This is a genomic window from Kitasatospora sp. NPDC052896, from assembly GCF_044547075.1.
Lineage (GTDB): Bacteria > Actinomycetota > Actinomycetes > Streptomycetales > Streptomycetaceae > Kitasatospora.
In genome coordinates this window covers 331,855-358,257 of the sequence record NZ_JBITZU010000007.1, presented here as the reverse complement: position 1 = coordinate 358,257, position 26,403 = coordinate 331,855, and the positions used below count along the sequence as shown (strand labels likewise).

General features: G+C 71.3%; 25 protein-coding genes. 8 read left to right on the top strand and 17 right to left on the bottom strand.

The window, feature by feature from the left end:
- Positions 1 to 10: 10 nt before the first annotated feature.
- The gene (locus ACIGXM_RS17980) at positions 11 to 604 is read left to right on the top strand and encodes a TetR/AcrR family transcriptional regulator (protein ID WP_396561879.1); all 594 of its coding nucleotides are present in this window, start codon (positions 11 to 13) and stop codon (positions 602 to 604) included.
- A gap of 13 nt (positions 605 to 617) precedes the next feature.
- Here ACIGXM_RS17980 and ACIGXM_RS17975 read toward each other — a convergent pair whose 3' ends face one another.
- The 6 genes from ACIGXM_RS17975 to ACIGXM_RS17950 all read right to left on the bottom strand — a co-directional run bounded on the left by ACIGXM_RS17975 (position 618) and on the right by ACIGXM_RS17950 (position 6,179).
- Entirely contained in the window at positions 618 to 1,580 is a 963-nt protein-coding gene (locus ACIGXM_RS17975) for a Gfo/Idh/MocA family protein (RefSeq protein WP_396561877.1), read from the bottom strand.
- Complete coding sequence (locus tag ACIGXM_RS17970) at positions 1,577 to 2,992, bottom strand: NDP-hexose 2,3-dehydratase family protein (protein ID WP_396561875.1); 1,416 nt, start codon at positions 2,990 to 2,992, stop codon at positions 1,577 to 1,579. Before ACIGXM_RS17970 ends, ACIGXM_RS17975 begins: the two co-directional genes overlap by 4 nt.
- Positions 2,989 to 4,158 (bottom strand): nucleotide disphospho-sugar-binding domain-containing protein, encoded by a 1,170-nt coding sequence (locus tag ACIGXM_RS17965; protein WP_396561874.1) that lies wholly within the window; start codon positions 4,156 to 4,158, stop codon positions 2,989 to 2,991. The genes ACIGXM_RS17970 and ACIGXM_RS17965 overlap by 4 nt, the downstream gene beginning before the upstream one ends.
- Positions 4,159 to 4,233: 75 nt before the next feature.
- On the bottom strand, positions 4,234 to 4,641 hold the full coding sequence (locus ACIGXM_RS17960) for a cobalamin B12-binding domain-containing protein (protein ID WP_396561872.1): 408 nt from the start codon (positions 4,639 to 4,641) through the stop codon (positions 4,234 to 4,236).
- 50 nt (positions 4,642 to 4,691) lie between these two features.
- On the bottom strand, positions 4,692 to 5,816 hold the full coding sequence (locus ACIGXM_RS17955; RefSeq protein WP_396561970.1) for a glycosyltransferase: 1,125 nt from the start codon (positions 5,814 to 5,816) through the stop codon (positions 4,692 to 4,694).
- Between the two features lie 42 nt (positions 5,817 to 5,858).
- Positions 5,859 to 6,179 (bottom strand): VOC family protein, encoded by a 321-nt coding sequence (locus tag ACIGXM_RS17950; protein WP_396561870.1) that lies wholly within the window; start codon positions 6,177 to 6,179, stop codon positions 5,859 to 5,861.
- A gap of 421 nt (positions 6,180 to 6,600) precedes the next feature.
- On the opposite strand from ACIGXM_RS17950, the gene ACIGXM_RS17945 reads away from it, so the two are divergent.
- Positions 6,601 to 7,884: an IS110 family transposase gene (locus ACIGXM_RS17945; protein WP_396561968.1), complete on the top strand. Its 1,284-nt coding sequence runs from the start codon at positions 6,601 to 6,603 to the stop codon at positions 7,882 to 7,884.
- Between the two features lie 47 nt (positions 7,885 to 7,931).
- On the opposite strand, the gene ACIGXM_RS17940 is transcribed toward ACIGXM_RS17945, so the two are convergent.
- The 10 genes from ACIGXM_RS17940 to ACIGXM_RS17895 all read right to left on the bottom strand — a co-directional run bounded on the left by ACIGXM_RS17940 (position 7,932) and on the right by ACIGXM_RS17895 (position 17,689).
- The gene (locus tag ACIGXM_RS17940; protein WP_396561869.1) at positions 7,932 to 8,693 is read right to left on the bottom strand and encodes an SDR family oxidoreductase; all 762 of its coding nucleotides are present in this window, start codon (positions 8,691 to 8,693) and stop codon (positions 7,932 to 7,934) included.
- A gap of 32 nt (positions 8,694 to 8,725) precedes the next feature.
- Positions 8,726 to 10,189: an FAD-dependent monooxygenase gene (locus ACIGXM_RS17935; RefSeq protein WP_396561867.1), complete on the bottom strand. Its 1,464-nt coding sequence runs from the start codon at positions 10,187 to 10,189 to the stop codon at positions 8,726 to 8,728.
- Positions 10,190 to 10,191: 2 nt separating this feature from the next.
- The gene (locus ACIGXM_RS17930; protein WP_396561865.1) at positions 10,192 to 11,133 is read right to left on the bottom strand and encodes an aromatase/cyclase; all 942 of its coding nucleotides are present in this window, start codon (positions 11,131 to 11,133) and stop codon (positions 10,192 to 10,194) included.
- A gap of 37 nt (positions 11,134 to 11,170) precedes the next feature.
- Positions 11,171 to 11,956: a 3-oxoacyl-ACP reductase FabG gene (gene fabG / locus ACIGXM_RS17925; RefSeq protein ID WP_396561863.1), complete on the bottom strand. Its 786-nt coding sequence runs from the start codon at positions 11,954 to 11,956 to the stop codon at positions 11,171 to 11,173.
- Positions 11,957 to 12,046: 90 nt separating this feature from the next.
- Positions 12,047 to 12,316, bottom strand: a complete 270-nt coding sequence (locus ACIGXM_RS17920; protein ID WP_396561861.1) for an acyl carrier protein — start codon at positions 12,314 to 12,316, stop codon at positions 12,047 to 12,049.
- A gap of 43 nt (positions 12,317 to 12,359) precedes the next feature.
- Entirely contained in the window at positions 12,360 to 13,577 is a 1,218-nt protein-coding gene (locus ACIGXM_RS17915; protein WP_396561859.1) for a ketosynthase chain-length factor, read from the bottom strand.
- Positions 13,574 to 14,845 (bottom strand): beta-ketoacyl-[acyl-carrier-protein] synthase family protein, encoded by a 1,272-nt coding sequence (locus tag ACIGXM_RS17910; protein ID WP_396561857.1) that lies wholly within the window; start codon positions 14,843 to 14,845, stop codon positions 13,574 to 13,576. The genes ACIGXM_RS17915 and ACIGXM_RS17910 overlap by 4 nt, the downstream gene beginning before the upstream one ends.
- On the bottom strand, positions 14,842 to 15,171 hold the full coding sequence (locus ACIGXM_RS17905; protein WP_396561855.1) for a TcmI family type II polyketide cyclase: 330 nt from the start codon (positions 15,169 to 15,171) through the stop codon (positions 14,842 to 14,844). The genes ACIGXM_RS17910 and ACIGXM_RS17905 overlap by 4 nt, the downstream gene beginning before the upstream one ends.
- Before the next feature lie 30 nt (positions 15,172 to 15,201).
- Entirely contained in the window at positions 15,202 to 16,668 is a 1,467-nt protein-coding gene (locus ACIGXM_RS17900) for an FAD-dependent monooxygenase (protein ID WP_396561853.1), read from the bottom strand.
- 343 nt (positions 16,669 to 17,011) lie between these two features.
- Positions 17,012 to 17,689: a response regulator transcription factor gene (locus ACIGXM_RS17895; protein WP_396561851.1), complete on the bottom strand. Its 678-nt coding sequence runs from the start codon at positions 17,687 to 17,689 to the stop codon at positions 17,012 to 17,014.
- Between the two features lie 356 nt (positions 17,690 to 18,045).
- Here ACIGXM_RS17895 and ACIGXM_RS17890 point away from each other — a divergent pair, with 356 nt between their 5' ends.
- The 5 genes from ACIGXM_RS17890 (at position 18,046) to ACIGXM_RS17870 (ending at position 23,752) form a co-directional block, all read left to right on the top strand.
- The gene (locus tag ACIGXM_RS17890) at positions 18,046 to 18,543 is read left to right on the top strand and encodes a hypothetical protein (protein ID WP_396561849.1); all 498 of its coding nucleotides are present in this window, start codon (positions 18,046 to 18,048) and stop codon (positions 18,541 to 18,543) included.
- A 269-nt stretch (positions 18,544 to 18,812) separates the two neighbouring features.
- Positions 18,813 to 19,274, top strand: coding sequence for a hypothetical protein (locus ACIGXM_RS17885; protein ID WP_396561847.1), 462 nt, complete (start codon positions 18,813 to 18,815; stop codon positions 19,272 to 19,274).
- 22 nt (positions 19,275 to 19,296) lie between these two features.
- Complete coding sequence (locus tag ACIGXM_RS17880) at positions 19,297 to 20,478, top strand: MAB_1171c family putative transporter (RefSeq protein WP_396561845.1); 1,182 nt, start codon at positions 19,297 to 19,299, stop codon at positions 20,476 to 20,478.
- Between the two features lie 775 nt (positions 20,479 to 21,253).
- Complete coding sequence (locus ACIGXM_RS17875; RefSeq protein WP_396561843.1) at positions 21,254 to 22,972, top strand: LCP family protein; 1,719 nt, start codon at positions 21,254 to 21,256, stop codon at positions 22,970 to 22,972.
- 273 nt (positions 22,973 to 23,245) lie between these two features.
- On the top strand, positions 23,246 to 23,752 hold the full coding sequence (locus ACIGXM_RS17870) for a DUF3761 domain-containing protein (RefSeq protein WP_396561841.1): 507 nt from the start codon (positions 23,246 to 23,248) through the stop codon (positions 23,750 to 23,752).
- A 99-nt stretch (positions 23,753 to 23,851) separates the two neighbouring features.
- Here the strand turns inward: ACIGXM_RS17870 and hemC are convergent, their stop codons facing one another.
- A complete protein-coding gene (gene hemC, locus ACIGXM_RS17865) occupies positions 23,852 to 24,832 on the bottom strand; it encodes a hydroxymethylbilane synthase (RefSeq protein ID WP_396561839.1) in 981 nt (326 codons plus the stop codon).
- 120 nt (positions 24,833 to 24,952) lie between these two features.
- Between hemC and ACIGXM_RS17860 the strand changes: the two genes are divergently transcribed.
- Entirely contained in the window at positions 24,953 to 26,401 is a 1,449-nt protein-coding gene (locus tag ACIGXM_RS17860) for a DUF2079 domain-containing protein (RefSeq protein WP_396561837.1), read from the top strand.
- Positions 26,402 to 26,403 lie beyond the last annotated feature (2 nt).

Below are 26,403 nucleotides of genomic sequence, written 5' to 3'. Positions count from 1 at the left end.
GGAAGCGGCATTGGCCACCCGAGAGGCTGCGGCGAGTACCCCCAACCGCAGGAGAGACACCCGCCGGAGGATTCAGGAGGTCGCGCTGCGGCACTTCATCGAACGCGGCTACGAGACCACCTCGCTGCGTGAGATCGCCGAGGAGCTGGGCGTCACGCACGCCGCGCTCTACTACCACTTCCGCTCCAAGGAGGACATCCTGGTCAGCGTCGCCGAGGGCCTGGGCGGTCCGATCGACGAGCTGATCGCCTGGGGCGACCAGCAGCCCGGGACGCTGCGGACCCGCCAGGAGCTGCTCACGAGGTACAGCGAGGCACTCACCGCAGCCGCCCCGCTCTTCCAGCTCATGCAGGAGAACCAGGCTGTGCTGCGGAAGTTGAGCATCGGTCAGACCCTGAACGACCGGGTCGCCGCGTTGTCACGCCTGATCCACGTGCCCGAAGCGCCGTTGGAGGCCCAGGTCCGGGCCTCCAGCGCGCTGATGACGGTGCACTTCGGTGCGTTCTCGCTCTACGCCCTGCCCGGCGACGCGGAGGAGAAGCGCAAGGCCCTGCTGGGTCTCGGTCTGGAACTGCTGGCCGCCGCGGACGCGGAGCACCGGTGACCCGGCGAAGGCTTCAGCGGGCCGCCGAGCGGCGCACCGCGTCCAGCAGGCCCGCCTGTGCCAGGCAGTCCCCGGCCGCCGGGCCGGCGCCGCTGCGCACCGCCGCGGTGAACGCCGCCAGGGTGCGCGCGACCTGGTCCGCGGCCGGCAGTTCGATCTCCTCGGTGCCCGCGGACCGGGTCAGCCGGAGCACCGGCCGGTGCTCGGCGGGCGGGGTGAAGGCGCGTTCCACGCTGATCCGGCCGGTACCGCCGACCAGTTCGTAGCTGGACCGGTAGGCGTGTTCCATGCCGAACTCCAGCTGCGCGGTGACGCCTTCGGGTGTCCGCAGCAGCGCGGCGCCGCCGGTCTCCACCTGCCGGTCCGCAACGGTCTCCAGAGTGGCACCGACCACCCGCAGCCCGTCCCCCAGGAAGTGCAGGGCCGCCCGCAACGGGTAGACGCCGACGTCCCACAGCGCGCCGCCGCCCAGCTCGGGGCGGTGCCGGATGTCGTCCGCCGGCAGCGCGGGGATGGTGAACGCCGCCTGGAACGAGCGCAGTTCACCGATGGCGCCGTCGGCCACCAGCTGCCGGACGGCCTCGTGCTGGGGGTGGTGGACGAACATCACGTTCTCCATCAGTACCAGCCCGCGCCGTTCGGCCGACTCGACCAGCCGGCGGGTCCGGTCGGCGGCGGTGGTGAGCGGCTTCTCGGCCAGCACGTGCTTCCCGGCGGCCAACGCCGCCGTCACCCACTCGGCGTGCAGCGCGGCGGGCAGCGGGACGTAGACCGCCTCGACCTCGGCCAGGCCGAGCAGTTCGGCATAACCGGTGACCGCTCGGCAGCCGTACGGCCGGGCCGTCTCGGCGGCCGTGCGGCCGTCCCGGCTGGCCACCGCGACGAGCTCGATCCCGTCGTCGGCGGCCATCGCGGGCAGCATCCGGCGGCGGGCGATCCCGGCGCAACCCATGACCCCCAGGCGCAACGGACTCATCGGACCGCTACCGCCGTGGCGTTGAGGCAGGCCAGCAGGGTGCGGGCCTGCACGTTGACGTAATGGCCGTGACGGACCAGCGAGGTGAGCTGGCCGGGGGTGACCCAGCGAAAGCCCTCTGGCGGCTGCTGCGCGGCGGTCCGCTCGTCCGCCTCGACGATCAGGTAGCGGCTCTCGGCGTTCAGGAAACGGCCGCCCTCCTCCGAGTGGACGGCCTGGTAGTGGATCCGTTCCGGCTCGGCAGCGAGCACCGCGTCCAGGAAGGGCGGGCGGTCCTCGGTCGGAAGGTGCGCGTGGTTGCCCTCGGTCGCCTGGACCGTGGGACCGAGCTCGACCGTGTCGAGGAAGCCGCCCTCGACCCGCGCGTGGACCAGTACGTGCCGCACGCCGTCGACGGTCCGGGTCAGGAATGCGGTCACCCCGCGCCCGACCGGCTCGAACAGCGGCTGGGTCCAGCCGGCGACCTCCCGGCTGCCAGCCTGGACCCGGACCGCCACGGTGCGGAAGTAGCGGCCGTCCTCGTGGTCGATGGACCACTCACCGCGCCGCCAGCCCTGCACCGAGGTCAGCGGGACCCGCTCCGCCGACACCTCGTGGCGGGAACGCTCGGCGGTGAACCAGGACAGCACCTCGGTGTCCGAGGACAGCGCCCGCAGCTGCGGGTCCGCCACCGGGAAGCAGGACAGCACGGTGCGCGAGTCCATGTTGACCACGTTGTCGCGGTGCAGCAGCTCGTTCACCTGGCCGAGCGTCAGCCAGCAGAAGTCCTCGTGTTCGGGGACCTCGCCGACCGCCTCGACCACCATGTTGCGGTTGGACTTGTGGAAGAACCACGAGCCGTGCTCGGACTGCAGCACGTCGGCCAGCACGCGGCCGCGGGCAGGGTCGGTGAAGTACTCGATGTACTTCACGTCGGCGCCCTTGTGCACCTTCGTGTAGTTGCTGCGGGTGGCCTGCACGGTCGGTGACAGCTGCAGCAGATTGGGGTTGCCAGGCTCCATCTTGGCCTGCATCAGCAGGTGCAGCACCCCGTCGAACTCCTTGACCAGGATGCCCAGGATGCCCACCTCGGGCTGCTTGATGATGGGCTGCTGCCAGTGCCTGACCGGCCCGTCGCCGACCGTGACGCGCAGGCCCTCGACGCTGAAGAAGCGCCCGCTGTGGTGCGCCAGGTTCCCGGTGGCCTCGTCGAAGGACCAGCCGGCCAGCTCGGCGAACGGGATCCGGTCGACCTGGAACCGGTGCGCCCGGCCGCGGGAGGCGAGCCAGTCGGCGAAGTCCTCAGTGGCCAGGTGCGCGCCGCGGGCGGCGGCGGAGCGGGCGAGCCGGTCGGCCAGGGCGGCGTCCTCGCGGGGGTGCAGCTGGGCGGGGCTGGGGCCCATGGGCGGGTTCCTCCTGAGGTTACTGGTCATCGGGTGAGCTCCTCGAGGTCGCGGACCACGCGGGCGGGGGAGGGCATGGCCGCCATCTCGGCCCGCAGCTCACCGGCCGCCTTGCCGTAGTGCGGTTCGGCGAGCAGTTCCCGCACGGCCTCGCGCACCCGGGCGGGATCGTCCTGCTCGGCCGGGTCGTCGAGGGCGAGGCCGGCACCGACCTCGGCCACTCGCTCGCCGAACCAGAACTGGTCAGCCAGCTGGGGCAGCACGAGCTGCGGCAGGCCGAACGAGGTCGTCGTCATCGCCGTCCCCGCGCCGCCGTGGTGGATCACCGCCGAGCAGGAGTCGAGCAGCAGGTTCAGCGGGACCGGCTCCACCAGCCGCACGTTGGCGGGGAGCGGACCCAGCGCGGCGTGGTGCTTCTGCTGCACCGTCACCACCGCCTCCACGTCCGGCATCCGGTCGAAGGCTTCGATGAGGTGGCGGAACAGGCCCGCGCCGTTGTACTCGATGGTGCGCCCGCCCAACGTGACCGCCACCCGGGCGGACTCGGTCGCGCCGCCACGGTCGGCGTTCAGCCAGCCGGGCAGCGTGCCGTTGCCGTTGAACGGCACGTGGCGGATCGGGGCGCCCGGCGCGATGCCCGGCAGCTGGAGGCCGGGTGGGCATGGGTCGAGCAGCAGGGTCGGGTCCGGCAGGTCGGTCAGACCGAGGCGCTCGTAGGCCTCCCGCAGGCCGTCCCGGCCGGCGGCGCGCGCCTGGCCGGAGACCGGGTCGACACCCCAGCGGTGGTGGACCACCGGCACTGCGAGCTCCTCGCCGAGCAGCAGCGAGAGGTACTCCAGCGTATCGCCGATGATCAGGTCGGGGCCGAACCGCCGGGCCAGCTCCAGGTACCGCGGTAGCGCTTCGAGGGTCTGCGGCATCCACAGCCGTCCGATGTTGGACAGCTGCTCCAGCTCCGGCCGCCCCCAGGACTCCAGCGGCCGCCGGCCCGGGGCCAGCCGTTTGGCGAGCAGCTCGTCGATGTTCATCGGGCCGCCGAGCTCGACGGCGTTCAGGCCCGCCGAGCTCGCGGCCGTCATCACGTCCGAGCGGCCGGCGACGATCAGCTCGTGGCCGGCCGCCCGGAGAGCCCAGGCCAGCGGGACGAGGGGAGTGAGGTGGGTGGACACCGGTGTGGTGATCAAGAGGACGCGCATCTGACTCTCCTGCCGGGGTGGGGTGGTGGCGCGTGGTGGGCCGAGGGGGGTACGGCCCACCACACGAGTTGGCTGTTACCGGGCGTCCGCGGCCTGCCGGACGTTCTCCTTGACCCAGCGGGCCACGGCCGGCAGGGACGTCCCGGGGGAGAAGACCTCCGCGACGCCGAGCTTCTTGAGCTCCGCCATGTCCGACACCGGGATGATGCCGCCGCCGAACACGGTGATCTCCCGGGTTGCCCGCTGCTGGAGCATCTCGAAGAGCCGCGCGAACAGCGTGTTGTGCTCACCCTGCACGCTGGAGAGACAGATCGCGTCGGCGTTCTTGTCGATCGCGGTCTCCACCACCTGCTCGATGGTGTCCAGCGGTCCGGTGAAGGTCTCGATGCCGGCCTCGCTCAGCGCCTGGACCAGCGGTGTCGGTGCCTCGCCGCCCACCCCCGGCATGGCCAGCACGATTCGGATCGGGGTGTTCTGCTGCATGGTTGTCTCCAGGACTCGACGGGATTACGGATTGTGAACTGTGGATGTGGTCAGCGGGCGGTCAGCCGCTCGAGCGCGCCGACGACCTCGGCGGCCGAGGACATGGCGGCGATCTGCCGCGCCAGCTCGCCGGAGCGCTCGCGGTAGGACGGTTCGGTGAGCAGCTCCTGAGCGGCCTTCCGCACGTCCTCGGGGTCTTCCTGACCGGGCGCAAGGGTGATCGCGGCGCCGAAGTCGGCGATCCGCTGCGCGGCCTCGATGAAGTTGCCGCCCTGCGGGACGACCAGCTGCGGGACCCCGGCGTTCATCGCGGTCAGCGCGGTGACCCCGCCGCTGTGGTGGATGACCAGGTCGCTGGTGGGCACGACGACGTCGAGCGGCACCCAGCCGGTGCGTACGCCGGGCAGCTGCGCGCGCAGCTCCTCGGCGACCTCGTCCAGGGTGGCGATCACGATCTCCACGTCCAGCGGAGCGAGGTCGGCAACCAGGTTGCGCAGGAAGTCGGTCCTCTGCGCGAACACCAGCCGGCTGCCGGAGGTGATGACCACCCGGGGCCGCTCGCCGCGGGTGTACATCCAACGCTCCAGCGGGCGCTGCCCGTTGGCCGGGACCCACCGCATCAGCTGGGCCGGCGGTGCGTCGCAGGGGCGCAGGCCCGGCGGGCAGATGTCGATGAACAGGTCCGGCTCGGGTAGCTGACCCAGGCCCAACTCGGCTAGCTCCGGCTGGAGTTCGATGCTGGCGGAAGGGTCGGTGCGCCAGGCGTCGCCGGTGTCCCAGGCCTGTCGGACGTAGGGTACGCCGAGCCGGGCGGCGAGCAGCGCGGCCGCGAAGGACATCGAGCCGCCGACCACCACGTCCGGGCGCCAGTGCTCGGCCAGCTCCAGCAGCGCCGGCATGCTCGCGGCGGCCATCCGGCCGAACCAGCGGCCGGCGAAGTCCAGCTCCTCCAACGGTGTGCGGGGCAGCTCCACCGGATTGCCGGCGCGGTCCATGGTGGCGAAGCGGCGTACCGATGCCGGCGCTACCGAGACACCGGGCAGGCCGGCGCCCGCGATGTACGGGACCATGTCCTCCAGCGCGCCCATGAATACCTGGTGACCCGCGTTACGGGCGGCGGTGGCCAGCGGGGCCAGCGCGAACACCGTCGCAGGGCTGCCGCTGGCGATGAACATTATCTTCACGAACTCTCCAGGAATCAGGGTGAGTTGTCGGGATCAGTCGATGATCAGAACGGTGTTCCCGTCGGGGTCCCGGACGAAGAAGCGGTGCATGGTGTCGTGCTGCTCGATCTCGCTGGGGCCGGCCGGGGCCAGCGCCTCCCGGGCCCGGGGCAGGTCCGCCCCGGTGAAGGCGAGCGCCATGGTGTCCCCGCCGGTGTCTCCGCCCAGCACGAGCTCGCGGCCCTCGCCGGTGTCGAGCACGATCCAGTTCTCGCCCTCCTTCACGGTGGGCAGGCCGAGCCGGTCACGGTAGAAGGCGCGCATCGCCTCGAAGTCGGTGCACTTGATCAGGGTGGCGGTGAGTTGGCCGAACACGGGTGAGGGTCCTCATTCGTGAGTAGTGATTCCAGCCAGCCCCGGGTGGGCCGGTGGACTTGCCGCCGGATGGGGCCGGCTCTCGTCAGGGTTTCCAGGCCTGGGTGAGGGCGGCTGTTCCATCCGGGACGGGGTTCGCGGTGGTCGCGTGGGCGTCGGGCTGACTCCTCATGTGTCCCGGCCCGGTGAGGCCTCACGAAAGACCGGTGGCGCCCGGCGTCCTTGGGCCGCCGCGAAACCCGTCCGGCCCGGCCGGACGTTGATCGTCGTGGTGCGAGCCCTCCGCGGGGGCGATCTCTGCTCCAGTCCCGAGCCTTCGAGCTCTGAACGAGATGGAGACCCCCGCGGTCCACTGGTGCCGCGAACGGCTTGTGAGACGGCGGACCGATCGAGTCCTGGAATTGGGCCGCCGCGTGGCCCAATCAGGCTCACCACCTGCGCAAACGACAACCGAACGGAGGGCAGCGTGACCGTGTTCTGCGGGATCGACTGGGCCGAGAGTCACCACGACGCGGCCCTGATCGACGTGACCGGACAGCTCCTGGCCAAGCGACGCATCAGCGACGACGCAGCCGGCTACCGGCTGCTGCTGGACCTGCTCGCCGAACACGGTGACAGCCCCGAGCAGCTGATACCCGTGGCCATCGAGACCAGCCGGGGCCTGCTCGTGGCAGCCCTGCGCACCGGCAAACGGCCCCTCTGCGCGGTCAACTCGCTGGCCGCCGCCCGCTACCGCGACCGGCACGCCGTCTCCCGCAAGAAGTCCGCCCCAGGCGACGCCCTGGTCCTGGCGAACATCCTGCGCACCGACATGCACGCCCACCGACCGCTGCCCTCCGACACAGACCAGGCCCGCGCCATCGCCGTCCTCGCCCGCGCTCAGCAGGACGCCGTCTGGAACAGGCAGCAGCTCGTCAACCAGGTCCGCTCGCTGCTGCGCGAGTACTACCCGGCCGCCCTGGAAGCCTTCCTCGGCAAGCAGTTCGGCCTGGCCCGTGCGGAGGCCCGCGCTGTCCTGGCAGCCGCCCCGACCCCGGCCAGGGCCGCCCAGCTGTCCCTGCCCCAGCTGCGGGCGGCACTCAAGCGGGCTGGCCGACAGCGGGGCATCGACACCGAGGTCGAACGTCTGCGGCAGGTCTTCCGCGGGGAATGCGCCCGGCGGCCGTCCACCGTTGAGGACACGATGGGGCACCAACTCACTTCTCTGATGCGACAGTTGGATGCCGCTTGCCTCTCCGCCGACGAGCTCGCCGAGGCGGTGGAGGCCAGCTTTCGCCGGCACCCGGACGCTGAGATCATCCTGAGCTTCCCCGGCATCGGGGTCCAGCTCGGCGCCCGGGTGCTCGCGGCGATCGGGGACGACCGCAGCAGCTTCGCTGACGCCCGCGCGCTGAAGGCCTACGCCGGCTCGGCGCCGATCACCCGCGCCTCCGGCAAGAAACGCCACGTCGGACGTCGGTTCATCAAGAACAACCGGCTCATCACGGCGGGCTTCCGCTGGGCCTTCTCCGCGCTCAGGGCCTCGCCCGGCGCCGACGCCCACTACCGGCGAAGGCGCGAGCGCGGCGACTGGCATGCCCAGGCCCAGCGGCGTCTGCTCAACCGCGTGATCGGCCAGCTCTACCACTGCCTGCAGACCAGGCAACTCTTCGATGAAGACCACGCCTTCACCTCCTCATCAACTGATCTGGCCGTCGCGGCCTGACTCGTTAGGCACGTGAGATGTCTTTCGGGAGCGGCTGACCGGGCGGCTCAGCCGAGCAGTGTGCCGCCGCTGCTGTCGACGAAGGCGCCGGTGATCCAGCGGGCGTCCGAGGAGGCCAGGAAGGCCACCACATCGGCGATCGCCGACGGGTCCGCGACCTCCCCGAAGGCACTGAGCTGCGACATGGCTTCCCGGACCTCCGGGATCCGGAACAGCGCGCTGCCGTTGTCGGTGCTGCCGGGTGCCACCGTGTTGACGGTGATCCGGCGCTTGCCCAGGTGCCGGGCGAAGTGCAGGGTGATCTGCTCCAGCGCGCCCTTGGTCATCGCGTAGGTCACCTGCTCGGGGGCGGCGAACCGGGTGAGGCCGGAGGAGATGTTGATGATGCGGCCATGGTCGGGGATCAGGCTCAGCGCCCGCTGGATGACGAAGAGCGGTGCCTTGGCGTTGACCGCCATCATCCGGTCGAACCACTCGCCGGTGATCTCCTCCGGCTGGGCGGTGCCCATCAGGCCGGCGTTGTTCACCAGGATGTCCAGCCGGCTGCTGCCGGTGTGCTCCTCGAGCTGGGCCTCCAGGCCCGCGAAGAGGGTGTCGACCCCCTCGGACGGGCCCAGCTCGGCCCGCACGGCGAAGGCGCGGCCGCCCTCGGCCCGGATACCGGCGACCACCCGCTCGGCGGCTTCGGCGCTGGTTCCGTAGTGCACGGCGACCAGCGCACCGGCCCGGGCCAGCCGTTCGGCGATCGCCTGGCCGATGCCGCGGCTCGCGCCGGTGACCAGAGCCGTCTTGTCGGTGAGGTTGGGCATGATGGTCCTCTTCTCGTGGGTGTGCTGGGGTGTCAGTGACCGGGCGCGCCGAACCACCGGCGCAGCGCGGGCCGTAGGTCGTCCCGCTCGTCGGCCCAGACCACGTGCCCGTCCGGGCGGACCAGCAGGTCGTGGCCCGCCAGGGCGGTCCCGCTGCCGGGGCGGCCCGCCGCCAGGTCCACCCGCTCGGCCCAGGGCGCCAGTTCGGCGGCCAGCTGGGCGGCGTGGGCCTCGTCGCCCCTGAGTGTGAGCAGCAGACCGCGGCCGGCCCGCAGCAACCGCAGGACGTCCGTGCGGTGCCGGCCGATCGTCAGCTCGAACGCGGGCAGGCGGGCACCCAGTAGCGGATGGGCGCCCGGACCGACCGGATAGCGGATGTCCAGGCCGGCGATGCCGCTGGCCAGGTGCTGCGCCACGCCGTCTAGGGTGAGCAGTTCGGCGAACACGGCGCGCAGACTGTCCACCTCCGCGCCGCCGAGCAGCAGCTGGGACTGGGCGGTGATGCCCGTCAGCACCCGCCTGGCGACCGGGTGCCGCTCGTCGTGGTAGGTGTCGAGCAGCTCGGCCGGCGCCCAGCCGCGGACCTGGGCGGCCAGCTTCCAACCGAGATTGGCGGCGTCCTGCAGCCCCAGGTTCAGTGCCTGCCCGCCGACCGGCATCTGCTGGTGGGCGGCGTCCCCGGCCAGCAGGACGCGGCCCTGGCGGTAGCGGGCGGCCTGCCGGCAGGCGTTGCCGAAGGCGTTGACCCACAGCGGGGTGCCCTGGCCGATGTCCTCACCGGTGACCCGCGCCCAGGCGGCGGCCACCTCGGCGAACTCGGGCGGCCCGGTGCGCGGGACCGGCCGGACCGCGAACTCGTGCACCATGACCCGCGTGACGCCGTCCGGACGGCGGGCGGCGACGGCCATCCCGGTGGGGAAGCGTTCGAAGCGCCGGCCCGGGATGTCGATGCCGTCGACATCGGCGCGCAGCAGCTCCTTGCCGGCCGCGGCACCGAGGAACCCGATGCCGGCCAGCTGCCGCACCGTGCTGTCCTCGCCGTCACATCCGACCAGGTAGCCCGCCCGCAGTCGCAGCGGTCCGGCCGGGCCCTGCGCCGCCACCTCGACGTGGTCGGGGCCAGCGCGCAGCCCGGTGACCCGGTGGCTGCGCCGGATCCGGGCGCCCAGGGCGGTGGCCCGGGCCGCCAGCAGCTCCTCGGTGCGGGCCTGGAGCACCTTCCACTGGCCCGGATGACGGGTGTCCAGCCCACCCAGGTCCAGCGGCAGGCCGCCGAAGTGGCCCGCACCGTCGTTGGGGGGTGTGCCCAACTCGGCCAGCAGACCGCGCTGGTCGAAGAACTCCATGGTGCGCGCGTGCAGGGTCGATGCCCGGGAGGCGGTCGCCGGGGCGGCCAACCGCTCCAGCACGACCGTCTCCACGCCACCGAGCCGCAGCTCCGCGGCGAGCAGGAGCCCGACCGGGCCCGCACCCACCACGATCACCTGGGTGTCCATGGTCAGCGCCGGCCCTCGGCGTAGGACTTGGCGTACCCCAGGGTGGCACGGCTGTTGGCACTGAGCGCGGTCCGGATGTGCGTGCGGGCCTGCTCGACCCCGGCGGCGTCACCGAGGACGGCGGCGATGTTCTCCGGGTTGACGATCACCGTGTGCTGGGAGGTGACGGCCACCCCGTCCGCGTTCGGCGCCAGCCGCCACTGCCCGGTGTGCAGGCTCATCAGCGACGGCAGAGTGGTCTGCTTGTAGACGATCAGCTCGTCCGGGAAGCACACCCGGATCGACTCGGTGGTGTGCGTGTGGCCGTCCACCGTTCGTGTGTCCATCCGCAGGGTCTGCACACCGGGGGTGTCCTCGGTGAGCCGGACCGTCGCCACGTGCGGCAGTCGCTCGGACCACAGCTGGGCCTCGTTGAGGAAGTCGTAGACGTCCTTGGCCGAGCCCTCGACCTGCACGGTGTCCTCGAACGAGAACAGCAGGTCGTCCGCGGTGGTGGCGAGTTCGACGTTGCGCTTGAGGGCGGCGAGTTCGGAGCGGCTGTTGCGGTCCACCGCCTCGTCGATCCAGGCCAACGACTGCGGGTCGTCGTCGATCGCGCGGTAGTCGTGCAGCAACCGGACGCGGGACTCGGTCGCGGACCGCGGCTCGACGATCCAGACGCCGCCCATCGCGGCGACCGGGGGAGCGGAGACCTCCTGGCGGAACTCGATCCGCAGCGCCTGCGAGTCCAGCGTGCGGCGCGAGGTCCAGCTCTTGACCGCGCCGTTGGCGGTGGCCCAGATCCGGATCCGCTCGTGGTCCTGGGCGCGCTCCACGTGGTCGGCGTGGACGGTGGGCGGGAAGATCCGGGGCCAGTTCCCGACATCGGCGATCAGGCGGTAGACGGCCTCGGCGGGCGCGCCGACCGTGATCTCGTGCTCGACCTCGTGGTGAGCCTGGGGCATTCCTGTTCTCCTTCGGTCGATCGCGGCGGACTGCCGGTCAGAAGTTGCCGAGGCCGCCGCAGACGTTGAGCGCCTGGGAGGTGATCGAGGCAGCGGTGTCCGAGGCCAGGTAGCCGACCAGACCGGCCACCTCCTCGGGGGTCGAGTAGCGGCCGAGCGGGATCTTCGCCTGGAACTTCTCCAGAATCGCGCCCTCGGTGGTGGCGTAGGCGGCGGCGTAGCCCTGGCGGACCCGCTGCGCCATCGGGGTCTCCACATAGCCGGGGCAGACCGCGTTGACGGTGATCCCGGTGGGGGCCAGCTCGTTGCCGAGCGCTTTGGTGAAGCCAACCACACCGTGCTTGGAGGCCGAGTAGGGTGCGCCCAGCACCACGCCCTGCTTGCCCGCGGTGGAGGCGACGTTGATGATCCGGCCGCGGTCCTTGGCCCGCATGCCGCCGGTGTTGAGCACCTCACGGGTCATCATGAAGACGCTGGTGAGGTTGGTCGCGATGACGTCCAGCCACAGGTCGTCGTCGATGTCCGCGGTGACTCCACCGCCACTGCGGCCGGCGTTGTTGACCAGCACGTCGATGGTGCCCAGTCGGTCCACCGCCGCCCGTACGAGGGCACGGACGTCCTGTGGGTCGCGGATGTCGCAGGCCGCGCCGTCGACGGTCAGGCCCTCGGCCCGCAGCTCCTCGACCGTGCGGGCCACGTTGTCGGCACTGCGCGCGCAGATGAACACCGCGTGTCCCTGGGCGGCCAGGGTGCGCGTCACCGCGAGTCCGATTCCGCTGGTGGCTCCGGTGACCAGAGCCACCAGCTGTCCGCGGTCCGGCATGTTCCCTCCTGGGTGGTGCGTTGGCTGATGTGGTGGGTGCGCCGGGCCCGGGGACCCGGATGCGGCGCGGGGGCTGGTGCGGCGTTGGCCTCAGGCCGCCGTGGCGGCCGGCAGCTGCGCGTTCACCAGCTCGAGCAGCGCTCGGGGGGTCGTGGCGTCGCTCACCACCGAGTCGTCCAGGGTGATGTCGTACTCGCGCTCGATCCGGCCGGCGGTCTCCAGCAGTGCGAGGGACTCGTAGCCGAGCGCAGCCAGTTCGGTGTCGAGGATCTCGCCTTCGAGGTCGACGCCCTCTTCGGTGCCGGCCGCCTCGCGCAGGATCCGCTTGAGGTCTTCCAGGGTGAATTCCCGGGCAGTCATCTCGCTCCTTGGATGTCGCGTGCTTGGGTTGGTGGTGGACGGGTCAGCGCGCCGTGCGCACGACCAGTGCCGAGTTGAAGCCGCCGTAGCCGCGGGCCAGCACGAGTGCCGTGCGTAGCCGCGCCTCGCGCGGGCTGCCGGTCACCAGGTCGATCCGGTAGCCGGAGTCGGGGGAGGTGCCGGTGGTCGGCGGGATCACGCCGTCGCGTAGAGCCAGCAGGGCGCAGGCCACATCCAGCGGAGCCGCCCCCGAGTACAGCCGTCCGGTCATCGTCTTGGGCGCGGTGACCGGCACGCCGTGCGGGCCGAAAACCGCGGTGATCGCCTCGGCCTCGATCCGGTCCAGGGCGGGCAGGGCGGCCGCGTCAGCGAACACGACGTCTATCTGGTCCGATCTCACCTCAGCGTCAGCCAGGGCGAGTTCGATCGCACGGCGAAGCCCGGGCTCGCGTCCGCTGCCGGGCCGCGGGTCGAAGGCGGCGGCGTATCCGACGATCTCGCCGTAGACCTCCGCGCCGCGCTCGCGTGCCGCGTCGGCGGCCTCCAGGACGAGCAGCGCGCCCCCTTCGCCCGGCACGTGGCCGGCGGCGGCGGCATCGAACGGGAGGTAGGCCCGCTCGGCGTCCTCGCTGGTGCTCAGGCGCTCGCTGGCGAGCTGCGCCACCCAGCCCCACGGGCAGATCGAGGCGTCGACGCCGCCGGTGACGATCAGCCGGCTGCCCTTGCGGATCTGCCGCCGGGCCACCGAGATGGCGTCGAGGCCGCCGGCCTGGTCGCTGACCAGGACGCCACTGGGGCCCTGCATGCCGTGCCGGATGGAGATCTGCCCGGTGTTGACCGCGTAGAACCAGGCGAAGGACTGGTACGCGCTGACGTGCCGGCTGCCCCGGGCCCACAGGTTCTGCAGTTCCTTCTGACCGAACTCGAAGCCGCCGGAGGAACTGGCCGTCACCACACCCATGTCGTAGGCGGGCAGGGCCTGCGGATCCACGCCGGCGTCGCTGAGCGCCCAGTCGGCGGCCGCGAGCGCGAGCTGGGTCATCCGGTCGGTCTGCGGCAGCAGCCGGCTGGGCAGGTGGTCGGCCGCGACGAATCCGTCGATCTGGCCGGCCAGTTTGGCCGGGTAGTCGCTCGGGTCGAAGGCGGTGATCCGGCCGATGCCGCTGCGGCCCTCCCGGGTGGCGGCCCAGTACTCCTCGGCGCCCAGCCCGTTGGGAGAGGTCACACCCAGTCCGGTGACCACGACGGATGCGTCACTCATGCCCTGCTCCTGTCGGGATCGGTCAGCACCATCGCGCTCTGGAACCCACCGAACCCGCTGCCCACGGTCAGCACCGTGTCAGTGCGCCAGTCCCGGGCGGTGATCGGCACGTAGTCCAGGTCGCACTCGGGGTCAGGGGTGTGCAGGTTCGCGGTCGGCGGTACGACGTTGTTGCGGATCGCCAGGACCGAGGCGGCGATCTCGATCGAGCCGATCGCGCCCAGCGAGTGGCCGACCATCGACTTGATGGAGCTCACCGGCACCCGGCGGGCGTGCTCGCCCAGGCTCCGCTTGAAAGCCGCGGTCTCGTGCCGGTCGTTCTGCACGGTGCCCGAGCCGTGGGCGTTGATGTAGTCGATGTCCGCGGCATCGAGCCTGGCCTCGTCCAGCGCGGTACGGATCGCCTCGGCCATCTCGCGGCCGTCGGGGCGCAGCCCGGTCATGTGGAAGGCGTTGCAGCGGGTGGCGAAGCCGGCGATCTCGGCGTAGATCGTGGCACCACGCTGCCACGCGTGCTCCAACGTCTCCAGGACGAAGACGGCCGCCCCCTCGCCGAGGACGAACCCGTTGCGGGTGGCGTCGAAGGGCCGTGAGGCGTGCTCGGGGTCGTCGTTGCGCGGAGTGGTCGCCTTGATCGCGTCGAAGCAGGCCATCGTGATCGGCGAGATCGGCGCGTCGCTCGCACCGGCGATCATCACGTCGGCCGATCCGTCACGGATCAGCTCGACCGCGTGCCCGACCGAGTCCAGGCCGGAGGTGCATCCGGTGGAGACCACGGTCACCGGTCCCTCGGCCCCCACCGCCCAGGCGACCTCGGTGGCGAAGGAACTGGGCACGAAGAAGTTGTAGAGGTGCTTGGGGGCGTAGCGGTGGTCGACCTGGTCGAGCCGGCCGCTGTCGCTCACCACCCGGTACTCCTCGTCGAGACCGGTGGTGGCGCCGACCGCGCTGCCGATGGTGACGCCCGTCCGGAAGGGGTCCAGCTGGTCCAGCTCGAGGCCGCTGTCGGCCATCGCCTCGCGGGCGGCGACCACCGCGAACTGGCCGGCGCGGTCGATCCGGCGGATCTCCTGTGGGCGCAGGCCGTGCTCGTACGGGTCGAAGTCGACCTCGGCGGCGACCCGGGAGCGGAAGGGCGCGGGGTCGAAGAAGGTGATCCCGCGGGTGGCCGTCCGGCCCTCGCTGAGCAGCGCCCAGAAGTTCTTCGTTCCGATGCCGCCCGGGGCCAGTACGCCGACCCCGGTGATCACGACACGACGTCCGGTCATCGCGGCGCCTGCCAGTGGTAGAAGCGCGTGGCCATGGCGTCGGAGGGCGAGCGCCAGGTGCTGGGGTCGTAGGCCTCGATGTACGGCTTGAGGTCCTGGCTGATCCCCACGAAGAGCGGATCCTCCTTGGCCTTCTCGATGTGCTCGCCGCCGTGCTCGCTGTCGAAGTCCTGGAGGTGGAAGTACAGGCCGCGGTAGGCGAACAGCTGGCGGCGCCGGGTGCCCATGCGGTGCGGCATGTCGGTCTCGTCGAACGCACCGAACAGGCGGGCCACCTCGTTGCTGGAACCGATGTCCATTCGGGCGACGATCAGGTTGCTGTGCACAGAGCTTCTCCTTCGGTCGAACTGGGCCTTCTAGCGAGCGGGGCCGAACCAGCGGTGCAGGGCGGCGGGCAGTTCCAGGTGGCTTTCGGAGGTCCAGGCGACGTGTCCGTCGGGGCGGACCAGGACGGCCGTGGTGGCCTTGAGCGGGTCGTCATCCGCGAGGCCGCGCACCGTGGCGACGCGGAGGTCGACCCGGTCCGACCAGGGCTCGGCGGCCTCGCGCAGGGCCGGGTCGTCCGTGAGGTTGAGCAGCACGCCGCGGGCCGGGTGCAGCAGCTCGGCGGCCGAGATCGGGCCGGCCGCGGTGTCGAGGTCGAGCGGCGGCAGCCGGCGGCCGAGTACCGGGTGGTCGCCCGGGCCGACCTCGTAGCGGATCTCCAACCCGCTGACCATGGCCGCCAGATGGCGGTTGACCCCGTCGAACCCGAGGAGCTCGCCGAGCACGTCGCGCAGCGGCTGGACCTCGTCGCCGCCGAGGATGAGCAGCCCTTGGGCCCGGGTGTTCATCAACAGCCGCCGGCCCACCGGGTGGCGCTCACCGTGGTACGTGTCCAACAGGTCCGCCGGGGCGGTCCCACGCACCACGGCGGCGAGCTTCCAACCCAGGTTCACCGAGTCCTGGACGCTGGTGTTCATGCCCTGACCACCGGCCGGCAGGTGGATGTGCGCGGCGTCGCCGGCCAGCAGCACCCGGCCGCGGCGGTACTCGGACACCTGGCGGGCCGCGTCGGAGAACGAGCTGACCCACACCGGTTCGCCGTCCGAGATGTCGGTGCCGATCAGGCGCTGCCAGGCGGCGGCGACCTCCGCGTAGGCGGGCGGCTCGGTGCGCCGGCGGGGCGGAGCGTCGCGCTCGCCCACGATGATCCGGTGGATCCCGTCACCGAAGGGTCCGACCATCACCATGCCGCCGGGCACGGTCTCGCCGATCATCCGCGGTTCGAGGTCCAGGCCGCGGACGTCGGCCAGGAAGAGCTCGCGGCTCGCCGCGGTACCGGGGAAGTCGAAGCCCGCGGCCTTGCGCACCACACTGCGCCCGCCGTCGCAGCCGACCAGGTAGCCGGCCCGCAGCCGGACCACGCCGGCCGGCCCGGCGACCTCGACCTCGACGCTCGCACCGTCGTCGTGCAGCGAGAGCACCTCATGGCCGCGGCGGATGTCGGTGCCCAGTTCCACGGCCCAGGCCTCCAGCACCTCCTCGGTGCGCGACTGGGGGACGGTCTTGGCCGCCAGGTGCTTGCTGTCCAATTCGTGGAAATCTACCGGCACGCCGCCGAAATGACCCTGGCCGCTGGTCTCGGCATTTCCGAAACGGGGTAGCAGACCACGCTGGTCGAACACCTCCATGGTGCGAATGGTGAAGCCCAGGCCACGGGATTCACCGGTGCGCCGCGAATGCTTTTCCAGAACGATCACGTCGACGCCGCCCAGGCGCAGCTCGGCGGCCAGCATCAATCCAGCCGGGCCGGCCCCCACTACAATGACTGATGCATCCACATGTTCCCCCTGGCTGCTGTTGAAATACCTGGCTAGCACATCGACCGGCAGGCGCTGGGCACTGCGCGACGGAAGCTGTTGAAGAGATTGTTCGTCGACTCGGGCAAAGTCAAGGGACGTTCCGGGAGCCACGAAAGGCTTCGGTCAGGAAAATGTCAAAACAGCAGTGCCGGGCAAACCAGGAGTCAGTGGAACGAAAATTGTGTCGAGCGTCACACGAAGGCGCCGCGCCGTCCGACGCCGGGACCACTCGGGGTGAAACAGCGAAACGGCCGGGTCCGTACCGCGCGAAACGCGGTGCGGACCCGGCCGCCGTGCTGCCGTGGGCGGCAGCGGTGCGAGGTCAGTAGTTGCCGAAACGGAATCCCACGCCACGTACGGTGACGACCCATCCGGGGTCGCCGAGTTTCTGGCGCACCATGTTGACGTGCGTGTCGAGGGTCCGGCTGACCTGGTGGTCCATTGCCCTAGTGCCCTTCGAGTCCTTCCACACCTCGGTCATCAGGCGCTCCCGGGAGATCACCGCCCGGGGCTGGGAGGCCAACAGATGAAGCAGGTCGAATTCCTTTCTGGTCATCGCGATCGAGCGCCCGTCCAGGCGCACCTCGCGGCTTTCCCGATCAATGCTCAACGGCCCGCGTACAATCCGGTGTGCGCTTGGTGGCTGACGCCGGACCCGTCGCATGACCGCCTCGATCCGCGCGGCCAGCTCCCGGAATCCGTAGGGTTTCGCCAGGCAGTCGTCGCAGCCGGCCTGCAGACTGAGCACCCGGTCCAGTTCCGTGTCCCGGGCGGTGAAGGCGATGATGGGAATATCGCTCGAGGCGCGGACCGCCCGGCAGATCTCCAGGCCGTCGATATCGATCAGCTCCAGCCCGAGCAGCATCAGGTCGTACTCCTGATGCGTCTCCAGAGCGGCCACGCCGTTGGCCGCGATCCGGACGTCGTAGCCCTGGCGCCGGAGATTCTGTTGCAGGGCGCCGGCGTGGGTCGCATCAGATTCCGCCAAAAGAACTTGCATTGACTCCCCCGTATCTCAATGCTCGACAGCAACCAGCCGGCGATCCAGCCCCGCCGGTGGTGCGGCTGGGGATTCGGAGCTGACGAACGGCGGTCGACGAGAGCGCAGGGTGAGCAGGGGCCCGCGGCGCCCCGGGCGAGGCGGTGACACCCAACACGTGTGCTGCTTTGCGACGGGGACCGCTCCCCTGTCCTTCCCCCAGTTGGAGGTCCGCTATAGCGGGCCGCCAGAATTCGCACCCTACACCATAGTTGGCAACGACTGTCAACTATGGCGGACGGGGCGTGAGCATGCGAGACTGGCTTGAATGTGGGCCGGGTATGAGTGTCCGGGCTGCACTCTAGAACGGGGGGGAGATGACCAGAGCTGATTTGCATGCCGGACGGCCGCTGGTCCAGAGCTTCGAAGAACGCCTGCAAGGCTTGATTAACACTATGTACCCGGACGAGCGCAAACGGCCCGGCTACAGCAAGCTCGCCAGGGAGATTAGCGAGGCGACTGGCGGCAGCATCTCAGGGACCTACCTGTGGGAGCTCGCCACCGGCAAGAAGCGCAATGTGACGCTCGATCAGCTCAGCGTGCTGGCCGAGTTCTTCGGGGTGCCGGCCGAGTACTTCCTGAACGCGGACGTCGCCGCGCGCGTCGACACCCAGCTCAAGGCGGCATTCGCGCTGCGCGACGCACGCGTGCGCAGCATCGCCCTGAGGGCGGACGGCCTGTCGGCACAAGCCCTGGACGCCCTTCTGGTGATGGTCAACGAAGCCCGCAAGATCGAGCGCCTGTCGCCGGTCGACGACGCGGACGACACCCCCGCCGGGAGACAGTCCTGGACCGAGGTGGCCAGAACGGACTGAGTCGGTCGGACATCAGGCACCGCCAGGCGTGCCGCTGGCTGCTGCGCGCGGCCAGCTGTCCGCCCCACCGTGAAGCATTCTGACGCCGCCTTGGCTGACATGTACTTGGCAGCTTGTCTGGGATCCGCTGCGCGAACGACTGTCCCGGAGAAGCGTGCGTCCGGAACGCGATATACGTTGACGCCGCGCTATCAGAATTCACCGGGGGAGAGCAGTTGCGGAAGCGAAATCTACGTCGTCAATGTCAGCTGATAGTCCAGCAACTCGACTTGCCACGACCGTTCTCCGTCGAGGCGCTGTGTCACCAGCTGGCCAAGCAGCGGAGACGGCAGCTGCACCTCATGCCATTGCCACCCGAGGCCGCGGCGAGCGGCGCCTGCGGGCTGTGGCTCTCGACCAGCACCAGCGACTTCATCTTCGTGGAACGCAACACATCTCTACCGCACCAGGAGCACATCGTCCTCCACGAGATCGGACACATGCTCTTCGACCACCAAGTGCTCTCCCTTGCCGAACCGGCCACGATGAGCGAAATCTTCAGCGATCTCGGTCCCGATACGCTTCGGCGCTTCCTGGCCCGCACCAACTACAGCACCCAGCAGGAGCGGGAGGCCGAGATGCTGGCCAGCCTGATCCGTACCACTGCTGATGAGTTTACCCTCGAACAGCCGATCAGCGTGCTGAGTAAACTCGAGGCCGCGCTTGGTGTCGGTGGTCGCCGTGCTCGATGAACTGTCCCACCGCGGAACGCAGTTGGAGAATCTGAGCATCGCTGCGTTGTGGTTCACCGTGCTGCTCCGGGCGCCGTCCGCGGCGCGCTCGCAGTGGCAGCGGAGTCTCTGGCTCGGCATCGCCACGGCCGCCGCCGCGATGACGCTGAACGTGCCGTCCATCCTGCGGCTACTGGACGCGATGACGGGTTCGGCGGACCTCGTCGATCTGGGCCGAAACCTGACCGGCGTCATCTCGGCGGTGGCGGTGCTCGACTTCGTCCTGTTCGCCGTCGGCTACCCGCGCCTGCGAGCCAGTCTGACCGCCGTGACCCTCCTCGCCATGGCTGCCCTGATCGGGCTGGACCTCAGCGCCCCGTCGCACGCCGGGCACACCATCCCGCCGGCCAGCGCTCCGGTCCCCTCCACCGCCTACTGGATACTGCTGATCGGCATCCAGCTCGTGGCCAACGCCGCCTGCTGCGTGGTGTGCTGGCGCTATGGTCGGCGCGGCGAGAACCGGGCACTGCGGATCTGCCTGCTGCTCTTCGGCTGGGGAACCGCCTGCGCGGGCCTGTTCTGGGTCGGCTACCTGGTCTACCTGCCCACCCGGATCGCCTGCATCGTCGCGGTGTTGCCGCTGCTGATGGGCCTGCACGGCTTCCTGCGCGCCGTCGCACTGGCGGTGCCCGCGCTCCTCGGCTTTCGCCGTAAGCTCCACGACCTGGCGACGGTCTGGCGGTTGTGGCCGCTGTGGCACGAACTGGTCACCACGGTGCCGCACGTGACGCTGCTCAGGCCGCGCTCCCGGCTGCACGAGGTGCTCCGACCGGACGGCTCGTGGAACCTGCTCGCCTATCGCAAGATCATCGAGATCCGGGATGCCATCCTGGTGTTGCGGGACAGCACACCGCCGGAGATGCTCGAGGCCGCCGAGCGGCACATCGCGGCCGCCGCGATACCGGCGGACCAGGCCGACGCGGCCGTGCTCGCCTGTCTGCTGCGGGTCAGTCGTACCATGCCGAGCGCTGACCGCACGCCGTTCCCCGTCCAGACGGCGGAGCTCTACGTCTCGGGCGGCGCCGACCGGGAGTCCGAGGCCGAGTTCCTGATCCAGGTCGCCAAGGCCTACCGCCTGACCCCTGTCGCGGACTTCGCCTGCCGGCGCGGACCCGCCGATCCCTTCTCGGCGGCGGGGCAGTCGCCCGCGGATCGGTCTGCGTGAGGTAGTCGGACCCATGAGTTGCCTGGAGGCCTGATGGTCATGCCGGATCAGCGGGTTGTCATCGTCACCGGTGGTGGTACGGGAGTCGGCGCCGCTACAACCTGGCTGCCGTGCGAGGCCTCTCCGGGTGCTGGTCCGAGCCTCCGTGCTGGGTGCGGTCAGCCGCCCTCGGCGATCCGGTAGTGCGCGGCGGCGTTGTCGTGGAGCACGGCGTTCACGTGCTCCACGCCCACCAGCTCGGCGAGGCGGTGCGGGTCGCCGTCCTCGAAGGGGCGCCGGGCACGAGTGGAGGGCAGGTCGGGCCGCCGGTGGGTCGAAGGGGTGCTCGGTCGCCGTTGAATTCCGTTCGAAGTCGGCCCGCGTGGTGGGTGCGCTCTCGCAGGAAGCCTCCAGAGGGTCTTCAGGGCGTCTTCAGGAAGGCGTGCCGGGTGTTCGCCGGCGAATTCTCATCCGGATTCTCATGTCGGCCGCTCGGACCGCGACGGGCCTGCTAGATGGGGGCGCGAGGCCGCTCCGGCCGGCTGTCGGAAGCCGGGTGTGGTGGGGGCCATGGCCTTCCGAGCTGTGGGAATGCAATGATCTGCGCTGGGCATGAGGTCGGTGGGGGCGGCGGCTTCCACGAATATTGATTTCGCTTGCGCAAGTCTGCAACCATGCAGGGCCTCCACTACGTCCCTGGTGGCTGGAAGTCCGATGTCGGGGGCCGGTCGTGGAGGTCGGTGCGGCGGCATCAGGGCCCTCATCCGGCTGTGACATGAAACATGGGACAGGACGCATGGCTGACCATCGAATATCTCCCGAGCCCTCCGAGCTCCGGCGCGGCGCACGTGGCCGCGACGGCTCCCGTGCGGGCAAGGGCGCGGCCGCCGAAGGGCGGTCCGGGCGGCGGAAGGGGCGCGGGCGCGGACGTGCCCGGCGCAACGTCCTGCTGTCGCTGGCGGTCGTCCTGGTGCTGCTGGTCGGCGGCGGGACGTACGTGTACTTCCAGCTCGACGGCAACATCAAGAGCAGCGCGCTCTTCACCGGTACCGGGACCCAGGCCCCCGAGAAGAAGGACGCCGCGGGGGACACGCCGGAGAACATCCTGGTGATCGGCTCGGACACCCGGGACACCGCGGAGGACTGCCAGATCGGCGGCGACTGCGCCGACGGCGGTGCCGGCGCCAACGCGGACGTCGAGATGATCGTCCACCTAGCCGCCAACCGCACCAACGCGACGGTCCTGAGCATCCCGCGCGACACCGTCCTGGACCTGCCGGACTGCAAGGACCCGACGACCGGGGCGGTCCACAAGGGCCTGGCCCAGCAGCAGATCACCACCAGCCTGCAGTACGGCCCCGGCTGCACGGTGGCGGCGGTCCACCAGCTGACCGGGATCACCATCGACCACTTCATGATGATCGACTTCAGTGGCGTGGTGAACATGTCGGACGCGGTCGGCGGCGTGAACATCTGCGTCGACAACAACGTCTACGACCCGTACTCCCACCTCAAGCTGACCTCCGGGAACCACACCCTGCAGGGCCTGGCGGCGCTGGAGTTCCTGCGCACCCGGCACGGCTTCGGTGACGGCAGCGACATCGGGCGCGAGGGGGCCCAGCACCTCTTCCTGTCCGCCATGATCCAGAAGCTGAAGAGCGCCAACACGCTGGCCAACCCGGCCGCGCTCTACTCGCTGGCCAACGCCGCGACCAAGGCGCTCACCGTGGACAGCGGCCTGGACGGCATCACCAACCTCACCGCGCTGGCCGGCCAGATGAACGACGTGCCGACCGACAAGATCACCTTCATGACCACCCCCAACGCGCAGTACGAGGGGTCCGACCCGGACCTCAAGGACGACGTGGTGCTGGGTCCCGGTGCCCAGCAGATCTTCTCGGCGATCCAGAACGACCAGTCGTTCTCCGGTGGCGTCCCGTCCGCCTCGCCCTCTGCCTCGGCCGCCTCGTCCGCGCCGGCGTCCTCCGCCGCGCAGTCCGCGCCGGCGGCGCCGCCCGCCGACGCCGCCAGCCTGCGGCTGGAGGTGTCCAACGCCAGCCCCACCTCGGGCCGGGCGCTGGCGGTGGCGAACGCGCTGCAGCAGCAGGGCTACACGGACGCGGTGGACGACGGCAACGCGCCGCCGGTCAGCACGACCGAGCTGGTCTACGCGCCGAGCCACGCCGCCGACGCCCAGGCCGTCGCGAGCGCGCTGGGGCTGCCGTCCTCGGCCCTGCGCGCGACCGGTACGACGGCCACCCTGCACCTGTACATCGGCTCCGACTGGCCGAGCGGCACCAGCTTCGGTGGCGGCGGTTCGGCCGGTGGCGGCGGTCAGTCCTCCGGTGGGGCGCCCGCGCCGACCACTCCGGTCGCCCCGCCCAGCAACGCGAGCGCGGACAACGCCGGGGCGTCCCAGGGCTGTGCCCAGGTCAGCACCGAGGACACCACGCCGTTCGGCTCGCCGATCAAGGCCTTCGCGGACAACCCGAAGGTTCCCAACTCGGCGCCGTAGCAGGCAGGTCGGGAGAGCGGGGCCGTCCGGTGCGGGAGCACCGGGCGGCCCCGCTCCGTTCACCGCGCCGGGTGGGTGGGCCGGTTCGCGCCGGCCGCTCTCCGGCCCACCCGCTGCCTGCAACGGGTCGAGGGTGAAGATCGGTCGCGGATCGGCGGATACCAGGTCGGTGACGAGCGGGTGACGGATCGGTGGAGCCGGCGTCGAGGTGGCAGGTAGTCCCATATGAAGAGCTGACCATTGGTGAGCAAGGGGCTACTGAGAGGTGGGGGAATGATGGGACTTCGGGGGGCTCGGTACGGCGCCGCGACGGGTGCGGTGGTGTCGGCGCTGGTGTTGTTCACGGCGGGGTGCCAGCCGTCCGGGCAGGAGGGCGGTGCGGCGGGGAAGCCGAGCACCACGGTGACGTCCGCGCCGGCGGTGGCGGCGACGGAGTCGGCTCCGCCCCTGGCGGCGACGCCGGCCGCGCCGACGTCGCACCCGGCCGCCGCCACCGAACCGACGCCCGTCCACACCACGCCAGCGAGGGCCACCGCTCCGACCAGCCAGCCGCCGGCCCCGGCCAGCACGGCGCCCGAGCCGCCCGAGGCGACCCGGCCCGCCGCGACGCCCGCGGGCGGTTGCGCCCCGCACACCACCGGCAGCTGCGGCTGGGACCACGGGCTGACCCCCGCGAGCCCCGGGGAGACGGCCGAGTGCGTGGACGGCACGGTCTCCGAGTCCGCGCACTTCCAGGGGACCTGCTCGCAGCACCACGGGGTGCTGTACTGGTTCAAGTGAGGCCCTGAAAGGGGCCGGGGGCAGGCCCTGGGGCTTCCCCCGACCCGTGCGGAGCCGGGCCGTCCCGGGGGTTCGGGAGCGGCGGCGCCCGGTGCGGGATCAGTGCGGAATGCCGTCGATCACCTCGCGTGCCCCCTGGCGCAGCAGGGCGACGGCGACCGAGGTGCCCAGGGTCGCCGGGTCGAGCGGGCCGGCCCACTCGTGGGCGTCGAGGACCGTCTTGCCGTCCGCCGAGAAGACCCGTCCGTGCAGCGAGAGCCGTCCGTCCCGCTCGGCCCGGGCGTAGCCGGCGATCGGGCTGTTGCAGTGGCCCTGCAGCACGTGCAGGAACATCCGCTCGGCCGTGGTCTCCCGCCAGGCGTCCGGATCGCCCAGGCCGGCGACGGCCGCGATGGTCGCCTCGTCGCCCTCGCGGCACTGCAGCGCGAGGACGCCCGCGCCGATCGGCGGGCACATCACGTCCACCGGCAGGATCTCGGTGATCCGCCGCTGCTCACCGATCCGGGCCAGCCCGGAGGCGGCCAGCAGCAGCGCGTCGGCCTCGCCGGCGGCCAGCTTCTCCAGCCGGCGGTTGGCGTTGCCGCGGAACGGGACGCAGGCCAGGTGCGGGTGCGAGGCCGCCAGCTGCGCCACCCGGCGCACCGAGGAGGTGCCGATCCGGGTGCCGGCGGGCAGCTCGTCCAGGGTGAGCCCGCCCGGGTGGACCAGCGCGTCGCGGATGTCGTCGCGGCGCAGGAAGGCCGCGAAGACCGTGCCGGCGGGCAGCGGCCGGTCGGCCGGGACGTCCTTGACGCAGTGCACCGCGAGGTCGGCCTCGCCGGCCAGCAGCGCCGCGTCCACCTCCTTGGTGAACGCGCCCTTCCCGCCGAGCGCGGAGAGCGCGCCGGTCCAACGGTCGCCGGAGGTGGTGACCGGGATCACCTCGGTGCGCAGTCCCGGGTGCAGCGCGGCCAGCTCGGCGCGGACCCGGTCCACCTGGGCCAGCGCCATCGGCGAGGACCGGGAGACGATTCTGATCACCACATCTCCCTTGTTGGCAAACGATCCTGACGACTGGTCCGCTGACAGTGGCGATGGCATGGCGACCACGATAGGGCGTCCGGTCGCGCGGCGCGGCTGTGGCCGCCGGCGTTGTCACGGTAGCGTGCGACATTCGTACGCGAAGGCGAACCGGGCCGAGGGCGAGCGGGAGAGAGAGTCGTGACCGAGACCGAGCAGAGTGTCGCCCCGGGCCGGCCGGTGCCGACCCGACGAGACGTCGCCCGGGACGGCGGCGGCCGGCTCGTCGCCGTCCGGCCGCACCTCGCGCTGGCGGTGGCGTTCTTCGCCGCGTACGCCCTGCTCGCCCTGGTCCGCTACGAGCGGTTCGGCTCACCCTCCTGGGACCTCGGCATCTTCACCGAGGCGGTCAAGGGTTACGCCCACCTGAGCGCGCCGGTGGTCTCGATAAAGGGGCCCGGCTTCAACGCGCTGGGCGACCACTGGTCCCCGATCCTGGCCGCGCTCGGCCCGGTCTTCTGGCTGGTGCCCTCGGCGGCCACCCTGCTGCTCGCGCAGGCGGCGCTGTTCGCCTGGTCGGTCGGCGTGGTCTCGGACACCGCCGCCCGGCTGCTGACCCGCCCCCGGGGGCTGCTGATCGGCGTCGCGTACGGGCTGTCCTGGGGGTTGCAGCGGGCGGTGGACGCGGAGTTCCACGAGATCGCCTTCGCGGTGCCGCTGCTCGCCGTGGTGGGCCGGCAGCTCCTGTTCGGCCGCTGGGAGCGGGCCGTCTGGTGGGCGCTGCCGCTGGTGCTGGTCAAGGAGGACCTGGGGCTGACGGTGGCCGCCGTGGGCGTGGTCCTGATGCTGGCCGGCCGGCGCTGGTTCGCCGGGGCGGCGCTGGTCTGCTTCGGCCTGGCCGCCACCGTGCTGACCGTCCTCGTGCTGATCCCGCACTTCAACCCGCAGCACGAGTTCGACTACTGGTCGAAGCTGCCCGGCGGCGAGCACCCGAAGCTGTGGCAGGTGCTCGCCGGGCCGTTCAGCCGGCTCACGGTCTGGAAGACCACCGGCTGGCTCTTCGGCATCACCGGCTTCCTGGCGCTGCGCTCGCCGCTGGTGGTGCTCGCGCTGCCCACGCTGGCCTGGCGGTTCGGCTCGTCCAACCCGATGTTCTGGGGGCCGGACTGGCACTACAACGCGACCCTGATGCCGATCCTCTTCCTCGGTCTGGTGGACGCCGTCCGCCGCTGCGCGGCCTCGCCGCGGCCGTGGCTGCGCTCCTTCGCGGACGGCATGGTGCCGGCCGCCCCGGCCATCGCGGTGGCCTGCACGGTCAGCCTGCCGGTCGGGCTGGGCGGGCTGGCGGACCCGGCGGCCTGGAGCGGCGGAGCGCACGCGGCGGCGCTGCGGGCGGCGGTGCGGGAGATTCCGCCGGGGGTGCGGGTGGAGTCCACCATCTCGTCGCTGGCGGTGCTGGCGGCCCGGGACGACGCGTACTGGCTGGGCGGCAGCAAGCCGGTGCCGCCGGACTACCTCTGCGTGGACCTGGCCGGCTGGGACGGCGGCCCGACCGATCTGCCCGGGTACGCGGCGGCGCTGCACCCGGGCTCGACGTACGAGGTGGTCTTCTCGCAGCAGCAGGTCGTGGTGCTGCACCGGGTGGGCTGACC